Source organism: Methylotetracoccus oryzae, assembly GCF_006175985.1.
GTDB lineage: Bacteria > Pseudomonadota > Gammaproteobacteria > Methylococcales > Methylococcaceae > Methylotetracoccus > Methylotetracoccus oryzae.
The window spans coordinates 98,728-120,006 of sequence record NZ_SRSH01000011.1; the positions used below are offsets into that span (position 1 = coordinate 98,728).

The window sequence follows — 21,279 nt, forward strand, 5'->3', positions numbered from 1 at the left end:
AAGGTTTTCCTTATTGCAAGCTAACTGATGTCGCCGTGGCCGGATGACAGGGCTTCGACCTGCTCGCCGGTGTAGCCGAAACGGCGCTGCCGCCGGGCGAAGTCAGCAAAGGCCTGATCGAGCAACTGCTCGTCGAAGTCCGGCCACAGGGTGGCAGTGAAGAACAATTCCGTATAGGCGAGTTGCCACAGCATGAAATTGCTGATGCGCTGGTCGCCCCCGGTACGGATGAAAAGGTCCGGTTCGGGGAGATCCGCCAGCGAAACGTGACGGGAGAGCAAGTCCTCGGTCAGATCCTCCGCGCGCAGGGAACCTGCTGCTATCTGTGCCGCCAAGGTACGCATCGCGTTCAGGATGTCCCAACGTCCGCCGTAATTGGCGGCGACGATCAGGCTCATGCCGGAATTACCCGCCGTCAGCGCCTCGGACGCAGCAATCTTTTCCTGCAACTGTGGCGAAAAGGCGCTGCGGTCGCCGATAATCCGCAAGCGCACGCGGTTCTCGTGCAGCTTCTCGGTTTCGCGTCCCAACGTGGACAGAAACAGGTCCATCAAAACCGAGACCTCTTCCTGCGGGCGGCGCCAGTTTTCGCTGCTGAACGCGAACAGCGTCAGCGCCTCGACCCCCTTCTCGACGCAATGCTCCACCACCTTCCGCACGGCGGTCACGCCCGCGCGATGGCCGGCGGTACGCGGCAGATACCGTTGTTGCGCCCAGCGCCCGTTGCCATCCATGATGATGGCCACGTGCCGGGGCATTCGGTGATCTGGAAACGCTCTTGGTTCGGCTTCCATCAGGGCGGCTGTTGTAGAAACTACCAAAACTTCACTCTCAACCCGGGCAATCGTGAACTCGGGCGAGTGCCGAGAATTCGCTGGATGTGCCCCGGCACCTACGGCAGGGCTTGTGCCGGGCGACGGATGCGGGCTTGCGCCCGCGTCAGATAGCCATCAAGTCGGCTTCTTTCTCGTCCAACAAGACGTCGATTTCCTTGATCGACTGATCGGTCAGTTTCTGAATCTGCTCCTCGACGCGGCGCTCCTGATCTTCCGATATCTGCTTTTCCTTGAGTGCCGCCTTGATTTCGGCGTTCGCATCGCGACGGATGTTTCTGATTGCTACTTTGCCGCCCTCACCTTCGTGGCGAACGACCTTGATCAGTTCCTTGCGGCGCTGTTCGGTCAGTGGCGGCATCGGCACCCGAATGACGAGACCCGTCGTTGCCGGATTCAGACCCAGATCGGAAGCACGAATGGCTTTGTCGACCGCCTGCACCATGGTCTTCTCCCAGGGGGTCACGGTCAGTGTGCGCGAATCCTCGATCGCCACATTGGCCACCTGACTGATCGGAACCTCGCTACCGTAGTAGTCGACCTTCACATGTTCCAGCAAGCTGGGATGGGCTCGACCGGTGCGAATCTTTGCGAGTTCATGCTTCAGGGACTCGATGCTCTTCTGCATCCGCTCCCGTGTGCGTTTCGCGATATCCTCGACCATATACCTTAAGCCTCCGGATTCCCGTTCTGAAGCAGCGTACCGATGTCCTCGCCCTGAACCAGCCGCATGATCGCTCCAGCCTCGAAGATGTTCATCACGCGCAACTGCATCGCATGGTCGCGGCACAGCACCAGGGCCGTCGCATCCATGACGTCCAGACGCTGGTCGAGCGCCTGGTCGAAGGTCATACGTGAATAGAAACTCGCATCGGGGTCCTTCTTCGGATCGGCGGAATAGACCCCGTCGACCTTGGTCGCCTTGATCAGAAGGTCGGCATCGACCTCGATCGCACGCAAACTGGCTGCCGAGTCGGTGGTGAAGAAAGGATTTCCGGTGCCCGCCGCGAAGATCACGGCGCGTCCCTTCTCCAGATGGCGCACGGCTCGGCGCCGAATGTAGTCCTCACAGACCTGATTGATCTTCAGGGCCGACATCACGCGCGTCGGGCGACCCACCTGCTCGAGGGCATCCTGCATCGCCAACGCGTTGATTACCGTCGCCAGCATGCCCATGTGGTCGCTGGTCACACGATCCAGGCCTTCCGCTGCCTTCGTGGCGCCGCGAACGATGTTGCCACCGCCTATGACCAAGCCAACCTGGACCCCGATCTTGCAGATCTCATCGATCTCGACCGCCAGACGCTGGAGCACGCTGGCGTCAATGCCCGAGGACTGGCTGCCCATCAGGGCCTCGCCGCTGAGTTTAAGCAAAATCCGTCGGTATACCGGGGGGTTGCTCATCAATGCCTCACAGTGTTCGCGGCCATGTGACCCGTCGACCGGCTCGAAAACGCCGGCGACATCCAATAATCATCGGGACTGCGCGCCGTCAGCTCAGCTGCCGCGCACCTGTGCCATCACCTCTTCGGCGAAGTTCGATTCGACCTTTTCGATGCCCTCGCCCACTTCGAAGCGAACGAAGCGCATGACCTCGCTGCCCTTTGCCTTGAGCAATTGAGCGACGGTCTGCTCGGGATCCTTGACGAAGGGCTGCCCGAGCAGCGTGACTTCTCCGAGGAATTTCTTGATCCGGCCGTCGACCATTTTTTCCACGATGTTGGCCGGCTTACCGCTGGCTTCGGCCTGTGCGGCAAAAATCTCGCGCTCCTTGGCGATCACGTCGGCCGGAACACCGGTCTCGTCAACGCATACCGGCTTGCTGGCGGCTACGTGCATCGCCACGTCCTTGCCGACGGTGGCATCGCCGGTGAACTCCACCAGGACACCGATGCGACTGCCATGGCGGTAGGCAGCAACGAGACCGTTGGCGGAGTCGAAGCGCGCAAAACGACGCACCGAGATGTTCTCGCCGATCTTCGCGATCAACTCGCGACGCACCTGCTCGACCGTTGCTTGACCGCCGGCCAAGGTCTGTTCGGCCAGGGCCTCCGGAGAGGCTGCATCGGAGGCCAGCACGGTCCGGGCCACCGCGTCGCAGAAGGCGAGGAAGTCCTCACCCTTGCCCACGAAATCGGTTTCGCAGTTCACTTCGACGATGGCCGCGCGGTGGGCGTCGTCGGATACCTGAATCGAGATCGTACCTTCAGCTGCGGTGCGCCCGGATTTCTTATCCGCCTTGGCCAGACCGGCCTTGCGCATCAACTCCACCGCCGCTTCCAAATCACCCTGCGTCTCGGCCAGGGCTTTCTTGCATTCCATCATTCCGGAACCGGTTCGTTCACGCAGTTCCTTCACCATGGTCGCGGTAATCGTCATCAATCAAAACCTCTTGTTAAAAGCTGGACACGCAGGCCCGCGTATCAAAAAAAAGCCCCCGTCTGGAGGCCTGTGGCAGGAGCGCCGCCGACTCGGAGAATCGCTAACGGCGCTCGCGGGCTGGTCTATCAGAGCATTTCACTGCCGGCGTAGTCGGCTTCGGCCACGACCGGGTCCGCGCCCGTCGAGTCCATCTCGATGAACTCGTCTTCGGCGCCGGCGGCCATATCCAGTCCGCTTGCCTTGCCTTGCAGGATCGCCGTGGCAGCACTCTGCGCGTAGAGCAGCACGGCGCGAATGGAATCATCGTTACCCGGAATCACGTAATCGATACCGACCGGGCTGTTATTGGTGTCGACGATGCCGACGACCGGGATGCCGAGTTTCTTGGCCTCCGAAACGGCATTCTTCTCGTAGCCGACGTCCATGATGAACATCACGTCGGGGAGGCGATCCATGTCGCGGATTCCGCCGAGGTTGCTCTCGAGCTTCTCGAGCTCGCGCATCATGCCGAGACCTTCCTTCTTGTTGAAGCGCGACAGGCGGCCATCGTCGCGGATGGCGGAGAGCTCCTTCATTCGGGCGATCGACTGCTTGATCGTCTTAAAGTTCGTCAGCATGCCGCCCAGCCAGCGCGAGTTGACGTAGGGCATGCCGCAACGGCGGGCCTCGTCTTCGATCACCTTGCGGGTCGTGCGCTTCGTGCCGACAAATAGAATTTTTCCGCGATTGGCGGAGACCTGTTCCAGATACCGCATCGCCTCGTTGAAAAGGGGCAGCGTCTGTTCGAGGTTGATGATGTGGATGTTGCTGCGCGCTCCGAAAATGAAGGGCGCCATCCGCGGATTCCAGTAACGCGTCTGATGGCCGAAATGCACACCGGCTTCCAACATCTGACGCATCGTCACATTCGACATTAATTTCTCCAAAGATAAAGGGCCAACCGGTCGCGTGCCTCGCGGCAGACGATCAGCCGGCGTTCGGGTTACGCCTCCACGATCCCCAAGCGGCCACCGGAGCGTGCTCCGGCACCCAGCCACCCGTGACGGACCGTGTGTGTTGCTTATTAAAGTCGCGCTTTATACCATACCTGCAGGGACCCGACAACGCTGCACACCTTCCCTCCCCCTGATCCGTTTCCAAGCATGACCATCTCCATCAAGTCCCCAGAGGAAATCGAAAAGATGCGCGTCGCCTGCCGGCAGGCCGCGGAAGTCCTGGAAATGATTGGCGACAATGTCCGTCCCGGGGTCAGTACCGATGAACTGGATCGCATCTGCCACGAGTACATCGTGGGCAAGCTCCGCGCCATACCTGCGCCGCTGAATTACCGCGGCTTTCCGAAGTCCATTTGCACTTCGGTCAACCACCAGGTGTGTCATGGCATACCGGGCCCGAAGAAGCTGAAGTCCGGCGACATCGTCAACATCGACATCACGGTCATCAAGGACGGCTATCACGGGGACACCAGCAAGATGTTCTTCATCGGCGAACCGACGACCCGCGCGCGCCGCCTGGTCGCGGTCACCCAGGAAGCAATGTACCGCGGCATCGATACGGTCCGCCCCGGAGCGCTACTGCGCGACATCGGCAAGGCAATCCAGGAGCATGCGGAAGCCCATGGCTACTCCGTTGTACGCGAGTTTTGCGGACACGGCATCGGGCGTGAATTCCATGAGGATCCACAAGTCCTGCACTATTATGAGGCCGGAGCGACACTGGAGCTGAAACCGGGCATGGTTTTTACCATCGAACCTATGATCAATCAGGGCAAACGCCACGTGAAGATCCTGCCGGATGGCTGGACCGCCGTGACCAAGGATCACAGCTTGTCGGCGCAGTGGGAACATACGGTTCTGGTGACCGAAACCGGGTACGAGATCCTGACTCTTCGCCAAGAGGAAATGCCCAACTATGGCCATCCCCAGGCCGTTGGCGCCTGAAGCGGCGTTCGTCGAGGCGCCCCTCGACATCCGGGCCTACCGCGCTCGCATCGAGCAATTCGAGTCCGCTCTCGTTGGGCGTTTCCGCAACGGCGAACTCGTCGGCGATCTGCTGCGGGCCCGAGCGGCTTTCATCGATGCGCTGCTGATCGAACTCTGGCAGCACTTCCTCGGTGCTTACGCCGACCGCCTGGCCCTGGTCGCGGGCGGCGGGTACGGCCGCGGCGAACTGAGCCTGCGCTCCGACATCGATCTGATCGTGCTACTCGACTGCGCGACGCACACGCCCGGCGTCGAATGTCTCCATCATGTCATTTACCAGAGCGACCTGGCGAATTTCAGCAACTTCCTATGGGACATAGGGCTGAAGCCGGGACTTTCGGTGCGCACCCTCGACGAGTGCATCGATCAGGCGGGCAAGGATCAGGCCGACATCACCAATCTGATGGAATCGCGCCTGCTCTACGGCAACGCCGACCTGTACGCGGCACTGTGGACGCAGATCGGCCCCGACCGCATCTGGGCCTCCCGACACTACTTCGAAGCCAAGCTGGCCGAGCAACGCGGACGTTACGCCAAATTTCACGACACCGCCTACAATCTCGAGCCGAACGTCAAGGAAGGCCCCGGCGGCTTGCGCGACATACAGATGATCGGCTGGATCATCAAGCGACACTACAATTCCCAGAATCTCCGCGACCTGATCGTCCATGGCTGGCTGACGGAAAACGAGTACACCGAACTGGTCACCTCGCAGGAATTTCTGTGGCGCGTTCGCTTCGGACTGCATGCACTGACCGGTAAATGCGAGGATCGGCTGCTGTTCGATCATCAGAAGGATCTGGCCAATCAGCTCGGTTACGAGGGAAACGACGTCAACGAACGTGTCGAGCGGTTCATGCAGGATTATTTCCGGACCGTCATGGGCATCGAGCGGCTCAACGAGATGCTGCTGCAACTGTTCAAGGAAGCGGTACTGCACGGCGCCGAAGACTTCCTCATCCTGCCGATCAACCGGTATTTTCAGGCCGTCAACAACTACATCGAAGCCGTCCATCCGGACATCTTCAACGAAGAGCCGCTGGCGCTGCTGCAAATCTTCCTCGTCCTTCAGCAGAACAGCGCACTGCACGGGGTGAGGGCCTCCAGCATCCGGCTCATCCGGCAAAACCTGCATCTGATCGACGAGGGTTTCAGGAACGATCCACGCGCCTGTGCCCTCTTCATGAGCATCCTCCGGCAGCCGCGCGGCATTACACATCAGCTGCGCCGGATGAACCGTTATGGCGTCATGGCCGCGTACCTGCCGGCTTTCGGGCGCGTAGTCGGCCGGATGCAGTACGATCTGTTCCATGTCTATACGGTCGACGAGCACACCCTGTTCGTCATCCGTAACCTGCGCCGTTTCTCCGTCGAGAAGTTTCGACCCGATCATCCGCTGTGCAACGAAATCTTCGAACTGATCGACAAACCCGAGTTGCTCTACATCGCGGGCCTGATGCACGATATCGCCAAGGGCAGCGGGCATGATCATTCGGTGGCCGGCGAGAACATCGCCGAGGACTTCTGCCGGCGCCACGGCGTTCATCGTCGCGACACGGCGCTGGTCACCTGGCTGGTTCGCAATCACCTGCTGATGTCGCTGACTGCCCAGCGCAAGGACATCAGCGATCCGAAGATCATCCATGAGTTTGCCGAGCAGGTCGAAGATCAGAACCGGCTGAACTATCTGTTTCTGCTGACCGTCGCGGACATCCGCGCCACCAATCCGACGCTCTGGAACAGCTGGCGCGATGCACTGCTGCGCGACCTGTACGCAGCAACACGCTGGGCCTTGCGGCGAGGCCTCGACAACCCGCTGGAACGCACCGAACAGATCGCCGCAATAAAGACCGAGACGCTCCATCTACTCGACACGCATGGAATGCCACGCGAAGCCGTCGATCGCATCTGGAACGATCTCGGCGACGAATACTTCATCCGCTACCTGCCGGATGAGATCGCATGGCACACCATCGCCATCGCTTCCTGCAGCGATAGCGATCTGCCGCTGGTCCTGCTGCGGCCGATGAGTCAGCGCGGCAGCCCCGAAATCTTCGTCTATGCTCGGAATCAGGACTATATCTTCGCTCACAGCACCGCGGTCCTGGACCAGCTGGGGCTGACGATCTTCGACGCCAAGATCATCACCACGCGCAACGGCTTCGTGCTGAACAGCTACCACGTGCTCGAACAGAGCGAACGCCCGATCCGCGACCAGATGCGGCAAATCGACATCTGCCGGAAGTTGCGGAGCTGCCTGCTAAACCCGGGGGCGGCCCCCCTCAAGGTCGAACGCATGGAACCGCGTCACACCAAGCATTTTCAGGTCCCGACACGCATCGAATTCAAGGAGGACCCGGAAGGCCGGTACACCATCATCGAACTCGTTGCGACAGACCGTCCCGGCCTCCTGTCCAAGGTCGGGCAAGCCTTTAATCGCTTCGGCATCCGCCTGCACAACGCGAAGATTTCCACCATCGGCAGCTATGCCGAGGACATCTTCTACATCACCGACCTGCACAACCGTCCGTTGCACGCGGCCCAACTCCGGGAGGCGCTGAAAACGGCCATTACCGAAATGGTCGGCAGCAACTGACGCCGATCTTGCCGGGCGGAGAGTTCATGCTATTCTGACGCCCCGGGCGCGCAGCCAGCCGAGTCGTATGGCAAGTCCCGCCGTTCGACATCCACCGCTGCGGTGAGCCCGGAGCAGACTGCTTATCGGCAACACCTACGCGGCCGACTTCCCATCCTGCCGCGTGCTCGCGCTGGAGGACTCGTTACCATGGTTGCCTCATCCGCTCAGCTCGAAAACTGGTACCAGGATTCTGCTACCGGCCGCAGCTTCAGAGTCATTGCCGTGGACAAAGCCACAGACTCGATCGAGATTCAGTATTTCAACGGCGATCTGGGCGAATACGATTTCGCCTCATGGGCTGAATCCGGCTTTTCCCCGATCGAAGCACCGGAAGACTGGAGTGGCCCGTTCGATGATCTCGAACTCGACGACATGGGCTACAGCGACCCCGACAGTCACCGCAACCGCGACTTCAACCTCGACGATCTCCTGGACGCAGAGGACGAACGCTGATGTTCGCGGGTAGGCAGTTCCCGACGCCACAGCCGCGTCAGATCAGGGTTTCCAGCGGTCGGTAACGATCGCTGATCCCGAGTGATTCGGCGGCGGCGCGGCAGGTCACGTATCCGCCACAGGCATTGACCGCCTTGGCAAAGCCAGCGTCGGCCCGGAATGCGCCGGTGCCTTCCGCAGCCAGACGCAACACGTAGGGCAAGGTTGCATGCGTCAAGGCCAGCGTGGACGTCCTCGGGTACGCCCCCGGCATGTTCGTGACGCAATAGTGGATAACCCCGTGCCGGACATAGACGGGGTCCGAATGCGACGTGGGCCGCGAGGTTTCTATACAACCGCCCTGGTCGATGCTGACGTCGACGATGACGGAACCGGGCGGCATCGACCTGACCATACTTTCGCTGACCACGGAGTCTGCCCGGGCCCCCTTGTGAAGAATCGCCCCGATCAGAAGATCGGCCGTGCGGACCATGCCGGCAAGCACCGCCGGGTCGTATATCCGGTAATGGAGACGGTCGCCCAGTTCCTTGGCCAGTTCCGAGCCGCGGGGCGGATCGAGGCCCACGACCGTGACTTCTGCTCCCAGGCCGATCGCCGTGCGGGCCGCGTGAGAACCGACAACCCCGTCGCCCACGATCAAGACTTCGCCGTAGGAGCGCCCCATGACCTTGCCCAGTTGCGTGCCACGCCCGCCATTGAAGCGGGCAAGGTAATAGGCTCCCATCTGCGACGCCATGTTGCCGGCAATGGCGCTCATCGGCGCCAGCAAGGGCAGGCGACCGTCCGCATCTTCCAAGGTCTCATAGGCTGCGGCCGTGGTGCCCGCACGCAGTAGGGCCTCAGTCAATGCCGGGTCCACGCCGGCCAAGTGAAAGAACGTGAATACGGTCTGCGTTCCGAGGAAGCGGTACTCGCTTGCGAGCGGTTCCTTGACCTTCAGTACCAACGGGGCGGCCCAGGCCTCGTCGGCAGTCCCGAGTTCGGCACCGGCCGCCACATAAGCCGCGTCGTCGAAACCGGACCCCGCACCGGCCGAGTGCTCAATCAAGACGGAATGACCGGCAGCGACCAGGGCTGCGGCTCCGTCCGGAGTCAGCGCGACGCGATATTCCTGGTCCTTGACCTCCTTCGGTACTCCGATCTTCATGACAGGGGCCCCTCCGGACTTACACTCGACAGGAAACAGATCCGCGGGACAGCGAGGGCGGTCACGCGGACCGCTCCACGCACCCCGCGTTCAACGGGATCTCACGTAAACACGTAGCCGCGAATGTCGGCTTCGGGCTTTTGCACCAGATTCTTGTCGATCGTCTTCACGACCATACGCGCCGTCGGAGCACTCAGTTCGTGACGCAACATACCCAGAAACTCCGGCGCCGCGATGAGGACGAGCGCCTCGAACTCGCTGCGGGCGCGCCCCTGTTCGATGCGCTCGGCCACCCTTTTGGCGAAGACCAAGGCCTCATGATGCTTCGCATCCGATTGTTTCTCGAAACCGTGGCGCCCCTCCACGACACCGTCGAACCCCCTTCCGGGCTTGTCCGAAACGATGTCCTGGTCTTTGACTCGACTATCGGTATGGGCGAAGTCCTCGAGTTCGATCAGCGGACTGACCCGGTTTTCCGAAACAAAGACCCTCGCGCGGCTGCTCTCGGCGGCAACAACCCATGTCTTTTCCATCGTAGTCTCCGTACGCTTTTACTGGTAGTTTCGACCGGTATTATGCCTCAACGCGCCCGACGTGGACTCCGTGCACTCGCTCGCTGGCGGCGCCTGCTCCGAGGACTGTCATGCCAACCCCACGGAATCTCACGCAACACGGGGCCCACCGCACGCCGCTGCTGCGAGGACCATCAGTGACGCTTCCTGACGGCCTGCGCTGCGGCCTTGGAGCGTGTGGCCGGGGCCTCGGTAGGCGGCTCGGCAGCCGCTGCGGCCGGCTCCGGCGCGCTGCCCGGATCCGGTATACCGCGGTCACGGTTCCACTCGTCCACCTTCCCGAGGGCCTCGCCGATTTCTCCGGGCGTCATCTGCGGGGCGATCTCTCCCCGCACGCGCAGCGCGTCCTGATCACCGAATTCGAAGGCCAGCGTCAACCAAAAAAAAGCCTGGACCAGGTCCTTGGTCACGCCATCGCCCTGAGCATACAGGTTGCCGAGCACCGACTGCGCTGCGCTGACACCGCGATCCGCTGCCAGGCGAAACCATTTCGCCGCCGCCTCGCTATCCTGGACGGTGCCCAGTCCATAGTAATGCAGCATGCCGAGCTTGCCTTGTGCGATCGGATGGTTCTGGTTGGCCGCCTTCTGATACCAGTCGAAGGCCGTGGCGTAATCCTGTTTGACCCCCCAGCCGCGCATGAACAAGTTGCCGAGATTCACCTGCGCATCCGCCTCGCCCTGCTCGGCCAACGGCCGAAACTGAGCGAAGGCGGCCTCGTAATCCTTGCGCCGGACTGCGTCCAGTCCCGTATCGAGGTCCGCCGCAAGGGAGGTCATGGCCACTCCGCAACACAGCGAGAGACACAGCGCCGCGCGCCATGGCATCGTCATATCGGATCCACCACCTGCAGCACCAGCTTGCCGACATGCTGGCCTGCTTCCATGAGGCGATGCGCCTCGGCCGCCTGGGCGAGCGGCAGGACACGATCGACCACCGGCCGCACGCTGCGGGAAACCAGCCAGGGCCACACGGTGCCGGCCAGCGACACGGCGATACGCGCCTTTTCGGCAACTGGGCGCGGCCGCAGGGTGGACCCCGTGACGGTCAGCCGTTTCACCATGAGCTTGAACAGGTCCAACTCGGCTTTCGCGCCATGCTGGACGGCGATCTGGACCAAGCGCCCGCCTTCGGCCAGACACGCGAGATTCCTCGGCAGATAGTCGCCCCCGACCATGTCCAACAGGACATCGACACCCCGCCCCCCCGTTAGCGCATCGACCCGCGCGACGAAATCCTCTTCGCGGTAATTGATGGCCTGTGCGCCGAGCGCGACGCAGGCGCGGCACTTCTCGGAGCTTCCGGCTGTTGCGTACACCACAGCGCCGGCAGCCCGGGCCAACTGAATCGCCGCAACGCCGATGCCGCTCGTGCCGCCATGCACCAGGAAGTGCTCCCCGCTTTGCAGGCCTCCGCGGTCGAAGACGTTGTTCCACACCGTGAACAAGGCCTCCGGTAGCGAAGCGGCATCGGTTGCGGTTAGGCCTTCGGGTATGGGCAGACACAGCGCGGAGGCGGCAGTGCAGTACTCGGCATAACCGCCGCCTGTGACCAGCGCGCAGACCCGATCGCCGATGGACCAGCCGCCCGCGTCGGGCCCGAGCGCAGCAATCTCCCCGGCGACTTCCAGTCCCGGTATGTCGGATGCCCCAGGCGGTGGTGGATACAGTCCGCACCGCTGCAGGATGTCGGGACGGTTGATGCCCGCCGCCTGCACGCGAATCAGTACTTCCCCCGCTCGGGGAACCGGCAGCGGCCGTTCCGCCAGCCGCAGCACCTCGGCACCGCCGGGCTCGGTGATCTCAATGACCCGCATGGTCGCGACCGTCATAGGGCGTATGCTCCGTTCAGGAGGCCAGACCCGCCAGCCACAACCGCAGACGCAGACCCCATTCCGTTGCGTAGCCGCTCACGGCATCGCGAATCGTGCCATGCGTGTCCACGATGAAGACCGCCGGAACGCCCTTGAGCCCGTAGCGCGCGGCGATGGCACCATCCGGGTCTGCATGAACCGGCAGCGTGAACGACTGCTGGCGGATGTAATCGCGCAGTTCCTGATCCGAGCCCGACTGCAGCGCGACGCTGACGACCGGGTAGTCGCGCGCTATGGCCTCGACGTTCCCCTGCATGGCGCGGCAAATCGGACACCAGCTTGCCCAGAAATACAGCAGGGCCGGCCGACCCGCCCGGTGCGGATCGCCCCACTCGAATGCGGCCCCGTCGAGCGAGCGGCTCGTCAGCGGGGGGGCCTGCCCCTCGATCAAGGTTCGATCCTTCCAGCCCTGCGCCGCGAAGAAAACCACGATCAGCAAGGGCCAGAACCACCAGCCCAACGTGCGCCGCGGCTTCATCGGACCACGCCGAAGCGATGCAGCAGAGGTCCACCTTCCGCTTTGAGCCATAGTCGGGCCTTTTCCCATTCCGGGCAATGCTCCGCGACCAAGGTCCAGAAATGCGCGGAATGATTGCGGTGGCAGATGTGGCACAACTCGTGGACCACGACATACTCCAGCACTGCGGGCGGCACGGCGATGAGCAGCCAATTGAGATTGATGTCGTTCATCGCGCCGCAACTGCCCCAGCGTGTCCGCATCCGCTTGATGCGCAGTTGCCGCGGACGAACCCCGATGCGTTCGGCATGCAACTGCAGCAATTCTCCGGCGCGCCGGTCGAGCCATCCCCGTGCCCAGGCAAAGGTGAGCAGTTCGATCTGCCCTGCCCCAATCGGCAAGGACAAGCCCGTGAGCCGGATACCCTCGCCGTTGTAACTAACGCAGGCTCGGCCCGACGGCGTGTCCTGCCAAAAAAAGGGCGTTGGCACCCCCTGCAGCGGAAAACTGACTTCCCGGGCAGCGCCAGCCTCCTGCCAGAAGCTCTGCGCCGGCGCATGGGCGATGGCCTCCCGGTATTTCCGGACCAGCCAGTCATGATGCTGCCGGATGAAATCCCGCGCGATACGCTCCGGACACCGGGGCGGAAGGACGCACTCCACTCCGTCCGCACGCACGATCAGGCGCAGGCGCTTGGCACGGGTGCTCCGGCGCACATGTAGCGGAAAGGCCATCCCGGCGAGCCCAGGTTCACTGGCCATTCGCGCCCCATCCCCAAATCCCTGCAGGGAGTGTGAGGGTCACACCGATCATGACTCGCCACCCTCGTCGATGGCAAGGATTTCCAGTTCTTCATCCCCGGCCGGCCGCTTCCACACGACGCTGTCGCCCAGTTCCGCCTGCAACAGTGCCGTGGCCAGCGGGGATACCCAGCTGATACGTCCGCGCTGCACATCCGCCTCGTCCTCACCGACGATCGTAAAGCGCTGCTCCCGGCCACCGGCATCACAGACCGTCACGGTGTCGCCAAACCGCACGCGAGCATCCGGCACCGTCCGTGGACCAACGAGCACCGCGCGTTGCAGGCGCTCCTCGAAAAAGCGCAGATCACGTTCGACGACGCCCAGATCCTGCCGACTCTGGAGGCTCTCCTGTCTGGACAGTTCCGCACGTCGTTCGGTCAACTCTGCCACGCGGCCCTGCAGATGCCGCAGCCCGGCCGCCGTTACATAATTCGTGTGTGGACTCTGTGGACGATCGGGCAGCTGCTCAGCCCGATCGCTATCATCCTCTTCCTTGACGAAGGCACGACTCATCACTTGTCCTCTATCGAAGATTTCCCGCTGCTTGGACTGCCGCCCCCGCTCAACAATTCCGCAGCGAGCCGCGCCAGATTGGCCGATCCGCCGCCGGCGCCGAGGATACCCGCAACCTCGGACAGCGCGGCGCGCATCGAGGCCGCATAAGGCGTGTCGCTCAGGATATGTTCGAGCTCGGCGACGATCTTCTCGGGATTTGCGTCATGCTGGATGAACTCGCGCACGACGGAACGTCCCGCCAGAATGTTCGGCAGACCGATGAACGGAATCTTCACGAGCAACCGACCCAGCCAGTAGGTCACCGGCGAGAGCCGGTAAATGATGACCATGGGGACTTTCAGCAGGGCCAGTTCAAGCGTCGCCGTGCCCGACGAGGTCACGACGGCATCGCAGCATTGCAGCAGGTCATAATCCAGGCCGGGCACCCGGCGCAGCGGCAGGCCGTGCTGCGCCAGGGCCTCTTCGATCAGCGAGGACTCCACCGAAGGGGCCTCGGCCAACACGAAACGGACGCCGGGGACGCGCTCGGCGAGCTGCCGCGCGCTTTCCAGCATCACCGGCAGCAGCCGCCGGATTTCATTCGCCCGGCTGCCGGGAAGCAGGCCGACGATCGGTCCGCCCTTCCCAAACCCGAAACGCGTCAACGCCCAGGCCCGCGTCATGCGGGGCGCCACCTTGCCGGCCAGCGGATGACCGACGTAGGTCACCGGCACACCGGCGGCCTGGTAATGGGGCACTTCGAAAGGGAAGATCACGGCCATATGGCTGACGGCCTGACCATAGGTCTTGACGCGCCCGGGGCGCCAGGCCCAGAACTGCGGGCCGACGTAAAACAGGACCCGGACCCCGCAGGCTTTCGCGGCGCGCGCCAGATGAAAGTTGAATTCCTTGTAGTCGACGCAGATCAGCAGATCCGGCCGCCGCTCGCAGACCAGGGTCTGCATCTTCTTCAGCACCCGACGAATGTGCCGATAATGACGGATCACTTCGACGACGCCGATGACGGCCATACCAGCCGAATCCTGCACGATCTCGACCCCAGCCTCCCGCATCGCAGGGCCGCCCATGCCGATGCCGCGGACGTCGGGAATCAGCCGGCGCAGTTCACGAAAGGAGTCGGCCGCATGCCGATCGCCCGAGGCCTCGCCGGCGACCAGCATGACCAGCGGTCGCTCGCGGCCGCTGTCACCCGGCGTATCGCCGGCGTGGAGCGCGCCTTCGACAGCGTGCATCACGGCCCCAGGCTCGAGCGGAGCCTCCCGTCGGTCCCCGCCATGCTCATCAGCGACCGCAGGCGTCGGCGATCACGGACACGACCTTGAGGATGTCGGACTCGCCGAGTTCGGGATAGATCGGCAGCGACAGGCAACGGCCGGCGATGTCGTCAGCCACCGGCAGCTGCACCCCGGCGCAGTCCGCAGCGAAGGCCTGCTGCCGGTGCAGGGGTACGGGGTAATACACCGCGCACGCGATCCCGGCCGCCTGTAGGGCTTGCATGATCGCGTCGCGCCGATCGCTGAGCAGCGTGTACTGGTGGTAGACGTGGCGGCCGATCCCGTCCTCGAACGGCGTGTCCAGCGGCAGATCAGACAGCAGTTCCGAGTAGCGGTGGGCCACGCGACGGCGGTTGCCGTTGTACTCCTCGATGTGCCGGAGCTTCACTCGCAGTATTGCCGCCTGCAGTTCGTCCAGGCGGCTGTTGTAGCCGATCTCCTGATGGTAGTAACGGACCTGCGAGCCATGGTTGCGCAGCACGCGCACATGCTCCGCCAGTGCGTCGGAGTTCGTCGTCACCAGTCCGCCATCGCCATAACAACCCAGATTCTTGCTCGGGAAGAAGCTGAAACCGGCGCTGAGGCCGATCGATCCGGTCTGTCGCCCATCAACGGTTGCTCCGAAGGACTGCGCGCAGTCCTCGATCATCTTCAGACCGCGCCGCTCGCATATCGCACCGATCGCCGGCAGGTCAGCCGGCTGGCCGAACAGGTGCACCGGCATCACGGCCGTCGTGCGCTCGGTCAACGCCGCTTCGACCGTGGCAGGCTGCAGATTGAAGCTGCGTGGATCGATGTCGACGAAGACCGGCGTTGCCCCGACGTAACGGATCGCCTCGGCCGTGGCGATGAAGGTGAAAGGAGAGGTGATGACCTCGTCGCCCTGCCCGATCCCGGCGGCCCGCAACGCGAGATGCAGCGCGTCCGTTCCCGATGCCACGCCGATCGCATGTTTAACGCCCAGGTAGTCCGCCGCCTCTCGCTCGAAGGCCTGGACGTTAGGGCCGAGGATAAAGGCACAACTGTCCAGCGCCTCCTGCAGACTGCGGTCGATCTCCTCCTTGAGGTTGGCATACTGGGCTTTCAGGTCGACCATCGGAATCATGAGTCGGGACACTCCTTGAGGTAATTCAGGCTTGGAGTAGACGGGTGATCTCGGTGGCGGTTGCCAGTGCGCGCCGCCCGGCTCGCCCCGACACCAACGGCTCGCTGCGCGTCTTCACGCAGTCGATGAAATGCTCGATCTCGGTCCGCAGCGCATCCCCATTCTCGAAAACCGATTCCTCGCTGAGGATTTCCGGAATGCCGGGAAACATCTCGCCCTCCCCCTTCCGATGGCAGGTCAGCACGCGGTTCTGGAAATCGACCGAGTAGTAGGCGCTGGGCATGAACAAGCGCATCTTGCGCTCGACCTTCAAACTGACGCGGCTGGCGGTCACATTCGCGACGCAGCCATTCCTGAACACGAGCCGCGCGTTGGCGATGTCCACGTCACCGGTCAATACCGGCACGCCTTTCGCGTCGATCCGCTCGAGCTCCGCATCGACGACGTCCAGGATGATGTCGATGTCGTGGATCATCAGGTCCAGCACGACGCTGACATCGTTCGCGCGCGGCTTGAACGGCGCGAGCCGGTGGGATTCGATGAACAGCGGCTTGTCGTCGCGCAGGTTCAGGCCGAGGATCGCTGCATTGAAGCGTTCGAGATGGCCGACCATCAGCACCCGGCCGCGGCGCTCGGCCAGGTCGATCAGTTCGTCCGCCTCTGCCACGGTCACGGTGATCGGCTTTTCGACCAGCACGTCGGCTCCGGCGTCGAGGAAATCGCGCGCTACCGCATGGTGGACACTGGTGGGGACGACGACGCTTACCGCGTCGACCTGACCCAGCAACTGCCGGTGCTCCGTGAAAGCCGGTACGCCGAGTTGGGCCGCGAGCCGGGCCGCCGCATCGGGATCCGTGTCGCACACGCCCACGAGACGACAACCCGGCAACGCGGCATATTTCTCTGCATGAAACCGGCCGAGATAACCCACGCCGATGACGGCGCACCTGACTTCATCCATTACGCGGCTCCCGTCCGTCTCACCCTTTACTCAGTCCCGGCGTCGCGCAACTCAAAGAACGCCAGCGTACCGCGTTTCGAGCCGCTGCCCAGCCAATTTCTCAAATACCGGATCTCTTCGGTATCGGGCAGTCCGCTCAAATCGCTGCGCGCCCGCAGTAGGCGATAGGCCCGGGAGATGGCCCGCAGCCGTTCGCCGTCGATGCCGGCTCGCCTGAGACCGATCAGGTTCAGACGGTAGTGCTTGCCCGGACGGCCACCGACCATCGTGTAGGGAATCACATCCTTGTTGATGCCCGCCAGACCCTGCAGCATCGCGAAACTGCCGACGCGGCAGAACTGGTGCACCATCACGCCCCCGCCGAAGAATACGCGGTCACCGACACGGGTATGGCCACCCAGTGTCGCCCCGCTGGCCAGGATATTGTGGTCGCCCATTTCGCCGTCATGGCCCAGATGGGTGTTGTTCATCAGGTAGTTGCCCGAGCCGATCCGCGTGGAGCCCAGCGGCGCCGTGGCGCGACTGATCGTGACCCCTTCGCGAAAGACGTTGTTCTCGCCGATGTCCACGTAAGTGATCTGGGCCGGATCGAAGCCGAGATCCTGCGGCAGCCCGCCCAGCACCGCGTGCGGGTGCACCGTGTTGGCCGCCCCCATACGCACGTGCGAGTGAATGACGGCATGTGCACCGATCTGGCAGCGGTCGCCGATCTCTGCCCCTGCTTCGATGACGGCAAATGGGCCGATGCTCACATCTTGACCCAGTCTGGCTTCGGGATGAACGATCGCCGTGGGATGAATCATGACTCTCCTACGAAGTTGGCGTCCGACCGTCAGCCCCTCGGGTGACAGCGGCTATGCAGTTCCTTGAGACGTTCCTGCGCGACGTGCGTGTAAATCTGGGTACTGGAAAGATCGCTATGCCCGAGCAACATTTGCACGACGCGCAGATCGGCTCCGTGGTTGATCAGATGCGTGGCGAAGGCGTGACGAAGTGTGTGCGGCGACAGGTCGGTCGTTATACCGGCCAGTAGAGCATACCGTTTGATCAGATGCCAGAAGGCCTGACGCGTCATCGGCATGGCCCGGGCCGTCACGAACAGTGCAGCACTGACCCGACCGCCGAGCAAGTCCCGCCGTGCTCCCGCCAGAAACCCGTCGACCCATTCCTGCGCGACTTCCCCGTAGGGAATGAGGCGTTCCTTGCTGCCCTTGCCGGTAACCCGCACGACGCCCTGCCGGGTATTCACCTGGTCGACGCGCAGTGCGATCAGTTCGCTGACCCGCAGGCCAGTCGCATACAGCACTTCCAGCATCGTCCGGTCTCGGAAACCGAGCGTCTGTTCGACATCAGGAGCGGCCAGCAGGCGCTCTACATCGGCCTCGCTCAGTGTCTTGGGCAAGGGCCGACCGACGAAAGGGGCCTGCAGCGATGCGGCAGGATCGCCATCCATCCATTGCTGGTCCTGCGCGCAGGCGTAGAACTTTTTCAGCGTCGAAACCAGACGTGCGCTGGAGCGCTGGCTGACCCGGGCGCGGTGCTTGTGGGCGAGATACGCCTCCAGATCCGCGGTGCTCACCCCGAGCAGGGTCCGCTCCGACTGCCGCAGCCAGTTCGCGAAGAGCCTCAGGTCGCTGCCGTAGGACTTGCGAGTGTTCTCGCTCAAGCCCTCCTCTATCCACAGAACATCCTGGAAACGCGCGATGATCCGCTCGTCATCGGCCATGCTGTCCGGCTTCGATCGAGATGGCGCCCGCCTCGTGGCGGAGCAGCCAACGTTTCACGGCGAGCCATGGGCCGTCTGTGGCACCGCAGTAGCCGCCCAGGCCGTGTTCGCTGACGACCCGATGACAGGGGATCACGATCGGGAAGTCATTGGCGCGACAGGCGCCCGCCACGGCGCGGGCGCTGCTGCCCAACCGGGCAGCTACCTGGCCGTAGCTGAGGGTAGTACCGGGCGTGATCGCGCGCAACTGATCCCAGACGCGCCGCTGGAACGGGGTGCCGATGCAGCGAACGGGGACGGCGTTGACGGACGTAAATCCGCCCTCGAAATAGGACTCAAGCTGCGCCAGCGCCTCGGCAATCAGCGGCTCACCGGAATCGGATACCTCGGTGCTGGGCTCCAGCGACAACTCGATGCCAGTGATGGCATCCGGCCGTTCGGCATAGACGAACACCGTACCGAAAGGCACCGGGAGCACTCCACGCAGGGAGCCGGCAGGCTGCGATCTCGCGCGGAAGGCAGACGGGGAACCCATGCGTCCGTTCCGCGCGCCGCCCCCGCAGCGGACTTAGATCTTTTCCTTGATGCGCGCCGCCTTGCCGGTCAGGCCGCGCAGGTAGTACAGCTTGGCACGGCGCACATCGCCGCGACGCTTGACCTGGATTTCCTCGACCTGCGGGCTGAAAGCCTGAAAGACGCGCTCCACCCCTTCGCCATGAGACGTCTTGCGTACCGTGAACGAGGAATGATAGCCCCGGTTCCGCCGCGCAATGACGATCCCCTCGAAAGCCTGCAACCGCTCACGGTTGCCTTCCTTGACCTTGACCTGGACGACTACCGTATCGCCCGGGCTGAAATTGGGCAAGGTTCGCCCACCCAACCACGACGCTTCCAAATCCTGAATGACGTTCATTGACATCGCTGTGTTCCTCTCTCTCGATTCTCGAATTCCTGTATAAACTCGTCGAGCAATTGCCGCTGGTCCCCGTCCAGATGCTCCGCGACCAACAGGTCCGGGCGTCGGAGCCAGGTGCGCCCCAGGGACTGCTTCATTCGCCAGCGCTCAATCGCTGCATGGTCGCCGCTGGACAACACAGTGGGCACGGCCAGACCATTGATTTCGGGCGGCCGCGTGTAATGCGGATGATCCAGCAACCCGGCCGTATGCGACTCGCACACGGACGACTCCTCGTGCCCCAGCACCCCCGGCAGCAAGCGCGTCACCGCATCGAACAGGACCAGCGCCGGCAACTCACCGCCGCTCAGCACGTAATCGCCGATCGACCATTCCTCGTCGATCTCCAGCGCGATCACCCGTTCATCTATCCCCTCGTACCGGCTCGCCACCAGCACCAGTCGCTCGCACTCGGCGAAGCCGCGAACTGCTTGCTGGGTCAACAAGCGGCCCTGCGGGCTCAGATGAATCACCCGCGCCGCCTCGGGCGCGTCATCACGCGCGGCCCGGATCGCCTTGCACAGGGGCTCGACCTTCATCACCATGCCCGGACCACCGCCATAGGGCCGGTCGTCGACCGTGCGGTGCCGGTCCGTCGTGAAGTCCCGAGGGTTCCAGAGCCGGCAACTCACGATCCCCCGGTCGATCGCCCGGCCGGTGACGCCGTGGCGCAGCGCTTCGCCCACCAACTCCGGAAACAGGGTCACGATGTCGAAGCGCATGGGCGGCCAGCGCTAGAAGTCTTCGTCCCAATCCACCTCGATCAGCCCGCCATCCAAGTCGACCGAACGAACGGTGTCGGGCTGCACGAACGGGATTAGCCGCTCCCGCTCTCCCGACACCACCAGCACATCGTTGGCACCGGTTTCAAGCACTTCATTGACCGTACCGAGGACGCAGCCATCGAGGTTGCGCACGGTCAGCCCCAACAGGTCGACCTGATAGTATTCGCCGGCAGCCGGCGGCGGAAAGCACGCTCGATCGACGGTGACCTGGCACCCCTTCAGTAACTTCGCCTCTTCCGGCGTCTCGATACCCTGCACGGCCGCCACGACGAATCCGTGTCCCTGCGGCTTGCCCTGCAACACTTCACAGGCGCGCGTCAGGCCCTTGCCTTCGAGCCACCATGGCTGGTAGCGCAAGATGTTCTGCGGGGGGTCGGTGAACGAGCGGACCTTGACCCATCCCTTGATGCCATAACTGCCGGCCACGGCGCCGATGACGACACGTGACTTCACGTGTCCGGTCCGTGCAGACGACGCCGGCGAAGCCGTCAGACGACGGCGGTCGGCTGCGCGGCGATTTCCTTGAGCAAGGACACGACGCGATCGGACGCTTTCGCGCCCGTACCCAGCCAGTAATCCGCGCGTGCTCCGTCGATCTTCAAGCGGACTTCGCCGCCACGGGCGATCGGGTTGAAAAAGCCGATGCGCTCAATGTACTTGCCGTCACGGCGCGAACGGCTGTCGGCGACGACGACATGATAGAACGGACGCTTCTTGGCGCCACCGCGGGACAAACGAATCGTGACCATCAACTCCTCCACGGAGGTGCATTGTAACAAAGCCGGGTATTATAACTCAGCCCGAAGGCATGAAGGAA

General features: G+C 63.1%; 25 protein-coding genes. 3 read left to right on the top strand and 22 right to left on the bottom strand.

Annotation, left to right across the window (positions count from 1 at the left end):
• Nucleotides 1–20: 20 nt before the first annotated feature.
• From uppS to rpsB, 5 genes are all read right to left on the bottom strand, one after another.
• On the bottom strand, nucleotides 21–758 hold the full coding sequence (gene uppS / locus BWR02_RS12535; protein ID WP_521615334.1) for a polyprenyl diphosphate synthase: 738 nt from the start codon (nucleotides 756–758) through the stop codon (nucleotides 21–23).
• Nucleotides 759–939: 181 nt separating this feature from the next.
• Entirely contained in the window at nucleotides 940–1,497 is a 558-nt protein-coding gene (gene frr / locus BWR02_RS12540; RefSeq protein ID WP_139558100.1) for a ribosome recycling factor, read from the bottom strand.
• 5 nt (nucleotides 1,498–1,502) lie between these two features.
• On the bottom strand, nucleotides 1,503–2,237 hold the full coding sequence (gene pyrH / locus BWR02_RS12545) for a UMP kinase (RefSeq protein ID WP_139558101.1): 735 nt from the start codon (nucleotides 2,235–2,237) through the stop codon (nucleotides 1,503–1,505).
• Nucleotides 2,238–2,330: 93 nt separating this feature from the next.
• Nucleotides 2,331–3,212, bottom strand: a complete 882-nt coding sequence (tsf, locus tag BWR02_RS12550; protein WP_139558102.1) for a translation elongation factor Ts — start codon at nucleotides 3,210–3,212, stop codon at nucleotides 2,331–2,333.
• Nucleotides 3,213–3,340: 128 nt separating this feature from the next.
• Nucleotides 3,341–4,129 carry a 30S ribosomal protein S2 gene (rpsB, locus tag BWR02_RS12555; protein ID WP_139558103.1) on the bottom strand — a complete coding sequence of 263 codons (789 nt, stop codon included), beginning with the start codon at nucleotides 4,127–4,129 and terminating at the stop codon, nucleotides 3,341–3,343.
• Between the two features lie 228 nt (nucleotides 4,130–4,357).
• Between rpsB and map the strand changes: the two genes are divergently transcribed.
• The 3 genes from map to BWR02_RS12570 all read left to right on the top strand — a co-directional run bounded on the left by map (nucleotide 4,358) and on the right by BWR02_RS12570 (nucleotide 8,288).
• The gene (map, locus tag BWR02_RS12560) at nucleotides 4,358–5,155 is read left to right on the top strand and encodes a type I methionyl aminopeptidase (protein ID WP_129884135.1); all 798 of its coding nucleotides are present in this window, start codon (nucleotides 4,358–4,360) and stop codon (nucleotides 5,153–5,155) included.
• Complete coding sequence (gene glnD / locus BWR02_RS12565; RefSeq protein WP_139558104.1) at nucleotides 5,127–7,793, top strand: [protein-PII] uridylyltransferase; 2,667 nt, start codon at nucleotides 5,127–5,129, stop codon at nucleotides 7,791–7,793. Before map ends, glnD begins: the two co-directional genes overlap by 29 nt.
• 189 nt (nucleotides 7,794–7,982) lie before the next feature.
• A complete protein-coding gene (locus BWR02_RS12570) occupies nucleotides 7,983–8,288 on the top strand; it encodes a DUF6763 family protein (protein ID WP_139558105.1) in 306 nt (101 codons plus the stop codon).
• A 37-nt stretch (nucleotides 8,289–8,325) separates the two neighbouring features.
• Here the strand turns inward: BWR02_RS12570 and ald are convergent, their stop codons facing one another.
• From ald to rpsP, 17 genes are all read right to left on the bottom strand, one after another.
• A complete protein-coding gene (gene ald / locus BWR02_RS12575; protein WP_139558106.1) occupies nucleotides 8,326–9,435 on the bottom strand; it encodes an alanine dehydrogenase in 1,110 nt (369 codons plus the stop codon).
• Nucleotides 9,436–9,536: 101 nt separating this feature from the next.
• On the bottom strand, nucleotides 9,537–9,968 hold the full coding sequence (locus BWR02_RS12580; protein ID WP_139558107.1) for a host attachment protein: 432 nt from the start codon (nucleotides 9,966–9,968) through the stop codon (nucleotides 9,537–9,539).
• A 173-nt stretch (nucleotides 9,969–10,141) separates the two neighbouring features.
• Entirely contained in the window at nucleotides 10,142–10,786 is a 645-nt protein-coding gene (locus BWR02_RS12585; protein ID WP_162560126.1) for a tetratricopeptide repeat protein, read from the bottom strand.
• 50 nt (nucleotides 10,787–10,836) lie between these two features.
• Nucleotides 10,837–11,838 (bottom strand): NAD(P)H-quinone oxidoreductase, encoded by a 1,002-nt coding sequence (locus BWR02_RS12590; protein WP_328591522.1) that lies wholly within the window; start codon nucleotides 11,836–11,838, stop codon nucleotides 10,837–10,839.
• Between the two features lie 16 nt (nucleotides 11,839–11,854).
• Nucleotides 11,855–12,358, bottom strand: coding sequence for a protein disulfide oxidoreductase (locus tag BWR02_RS12595; protein ID WP_162560127.1), 504 nt, complete (start codon nucleotides 12,356–12,358; stop codon nucleotides 11,855–11,857).
• Nucleotides 12,355–13,098, bottom strand: coding sequence for a M48 family metallopeptidase (locus tag BWR02_RS12600; RefSeq protein ID WP_139558110.1), 744 nt, complete (start codon nucleotides 13,096–13,098; stop codon nucleotides 12,355–12,357). Before BWR02_RS12600 ends, BWR02_RS12595 begins: the two co-directional genes overlap by 4 nt.
• Before the next feature lie 48 nt (nucleotides 13,099–13,146).
• The gene (locus BWR02_RS12605; RefSeq protein WP_139558111.1) at nucleotides 13,147–13,653 is read right to left on the bottom strand and encodes a GreA/GreB family elongation factor; all 507 of its coding nucleotides are present in this window, start codon (nucleotides 13,651–13,653) and stop codon (nucleotides 13,147–13,149) included.
• Entirely contained in the window at nucleotides 13,653–14,888 is a 1,236-nt protein-coding gene (gene lpxB / locus BWR02_RS12610) for a lipid-A-disaccharide synthase (protein WP_328591523.1), read from the bottom strand. The genes BWR02_RS12605 and lpxB overlap by 1 nt, the downstream gene beginning before the upstream one ends.
• 49 nt (nucleotides 14,889–14,937) lie before the next feature.
• Nucleotides 14,938–16,035 carry a DegT/DnrJ/EryC1/StrS family aminotransferase gene (locus tag BWR02_RS12615; RefSeq protein ID WP_139558112.1) on the bottom strand — a complete coding sequence of 366 codons (1,098 nt, stop codon included), beginning with the start codon at nucleotides 16,033–16,035 and terminating at the stop codon, nucleotides 14,938–14,940.
• Between the two features lie 25 nt (nucleotides 16,036–16,060).
• Nucleotides 16,061–16,996, bottom strand: coding sequence for a Gfo/Idh/MocA family protein (locus BWR02_RS12620; protein WP_129884145.1), 936 nt, complete (start codon nucleotides 16,994–16,996; stop codon nucleotides 16,061–16,063).
• Between the two features lie 26 nt (nucleotides 16,997–17,022).
• A complete protein-coding gene (lpxA, locus tag BWR02_RS12625) occupies nucleotides 17,023–17,799 on the bottom strand; it encodes an acyl-ACP--UDP-N-acetylglucosamine O-acyltransferase (RefSeq protein ID WP_129884146.1) in 777 nt (258 codons plus the stop codon).
• Nucleotides 17,800–17,828: 29 nt separating this feature from the next.
• Nucleotides 17,829–18,722: a site-specific tyrosine recombinase XerD gene (gene xerD / locus BWR02_RS12630; protein WP_129884147.1), complete on the bottom strand. Its 894-nt coding sequence runs from the start codon at nucleotides 18,720–18,722 to the stop codon at nucleotides 17,829–17,831.
• Entirely contained in the window at nucleotides 18,712–19,191 is a 480-nt protein-coding gene (locus tag BWR02_RS12635; protein ID WP_236102210.1) for a methylated-DNA--[protein]-cysteine S-methyltransferase, read from the bottom strand. Before BWR02_RS12635 ends, xerD begins: the two co-directional genes overlap by 11 nt.
• A gap of 99 nt (nucleotides 19,192–19,290) precedes the next feature.
• Nucleotides 19,291–19,635, bottom strand: coding sequence for a 50S ribosomal protein L19 (gene rplS / locus BWR02_RS12640; RefSeq protein WP_139558167.1), 345 nt, complete (start codon nucleotides 19,633–19,635; stop codon nucleotides 19,291–19,293).
• Nucleotides 19,632–20,399: a tRNA (guanosine(37)-N1)-methyltransferase TrmD gene (gene trmD, locus BWR02_RS12645; RefSeq protein ID WP_139558114.1), complete on the bottom strand. Its 768-nt coding sequence runs from the start codon at nucleotides 20,397–20,399 to the stop codon at nucleotides 19,632–19,634. The genes rplS and trmD overlap by 4 nt, the downstream gene beginning before the upstream one ends.
• Before the next feature lie 12 nt (nucleotides 20,400–20,411).
• Nucleotides 20,412–20,915, bottom strand: a complete 504-nt coding sequence (gene rimM / locus BWR02_RS12650) for a ribosome maturation factor RimM (RefSeq protein WP_236102212.1) — start codon at nucleotides 20,913–20,915, stop codon at nucleotides 20,412–20,414.
• A 35-nt stretch (nucleotides 20,916–20,950) separates the two neighbouring features.
• On the bottom strand, nucleotides 20,951–21,211 hold the full coding sequence (gene rpsP / locus BWR02_RS12655; RefSeq protein WP_139558116.1) for a 30S ribosomal protein S16: 261 nt from the start codon (nucleotides 21,209–21,211) through the stop codon (nucleotides 20,951–20,953).
• Between the last annotated feature and the right edge of the window lie 68 nt (nucleotides 21,212–21,279).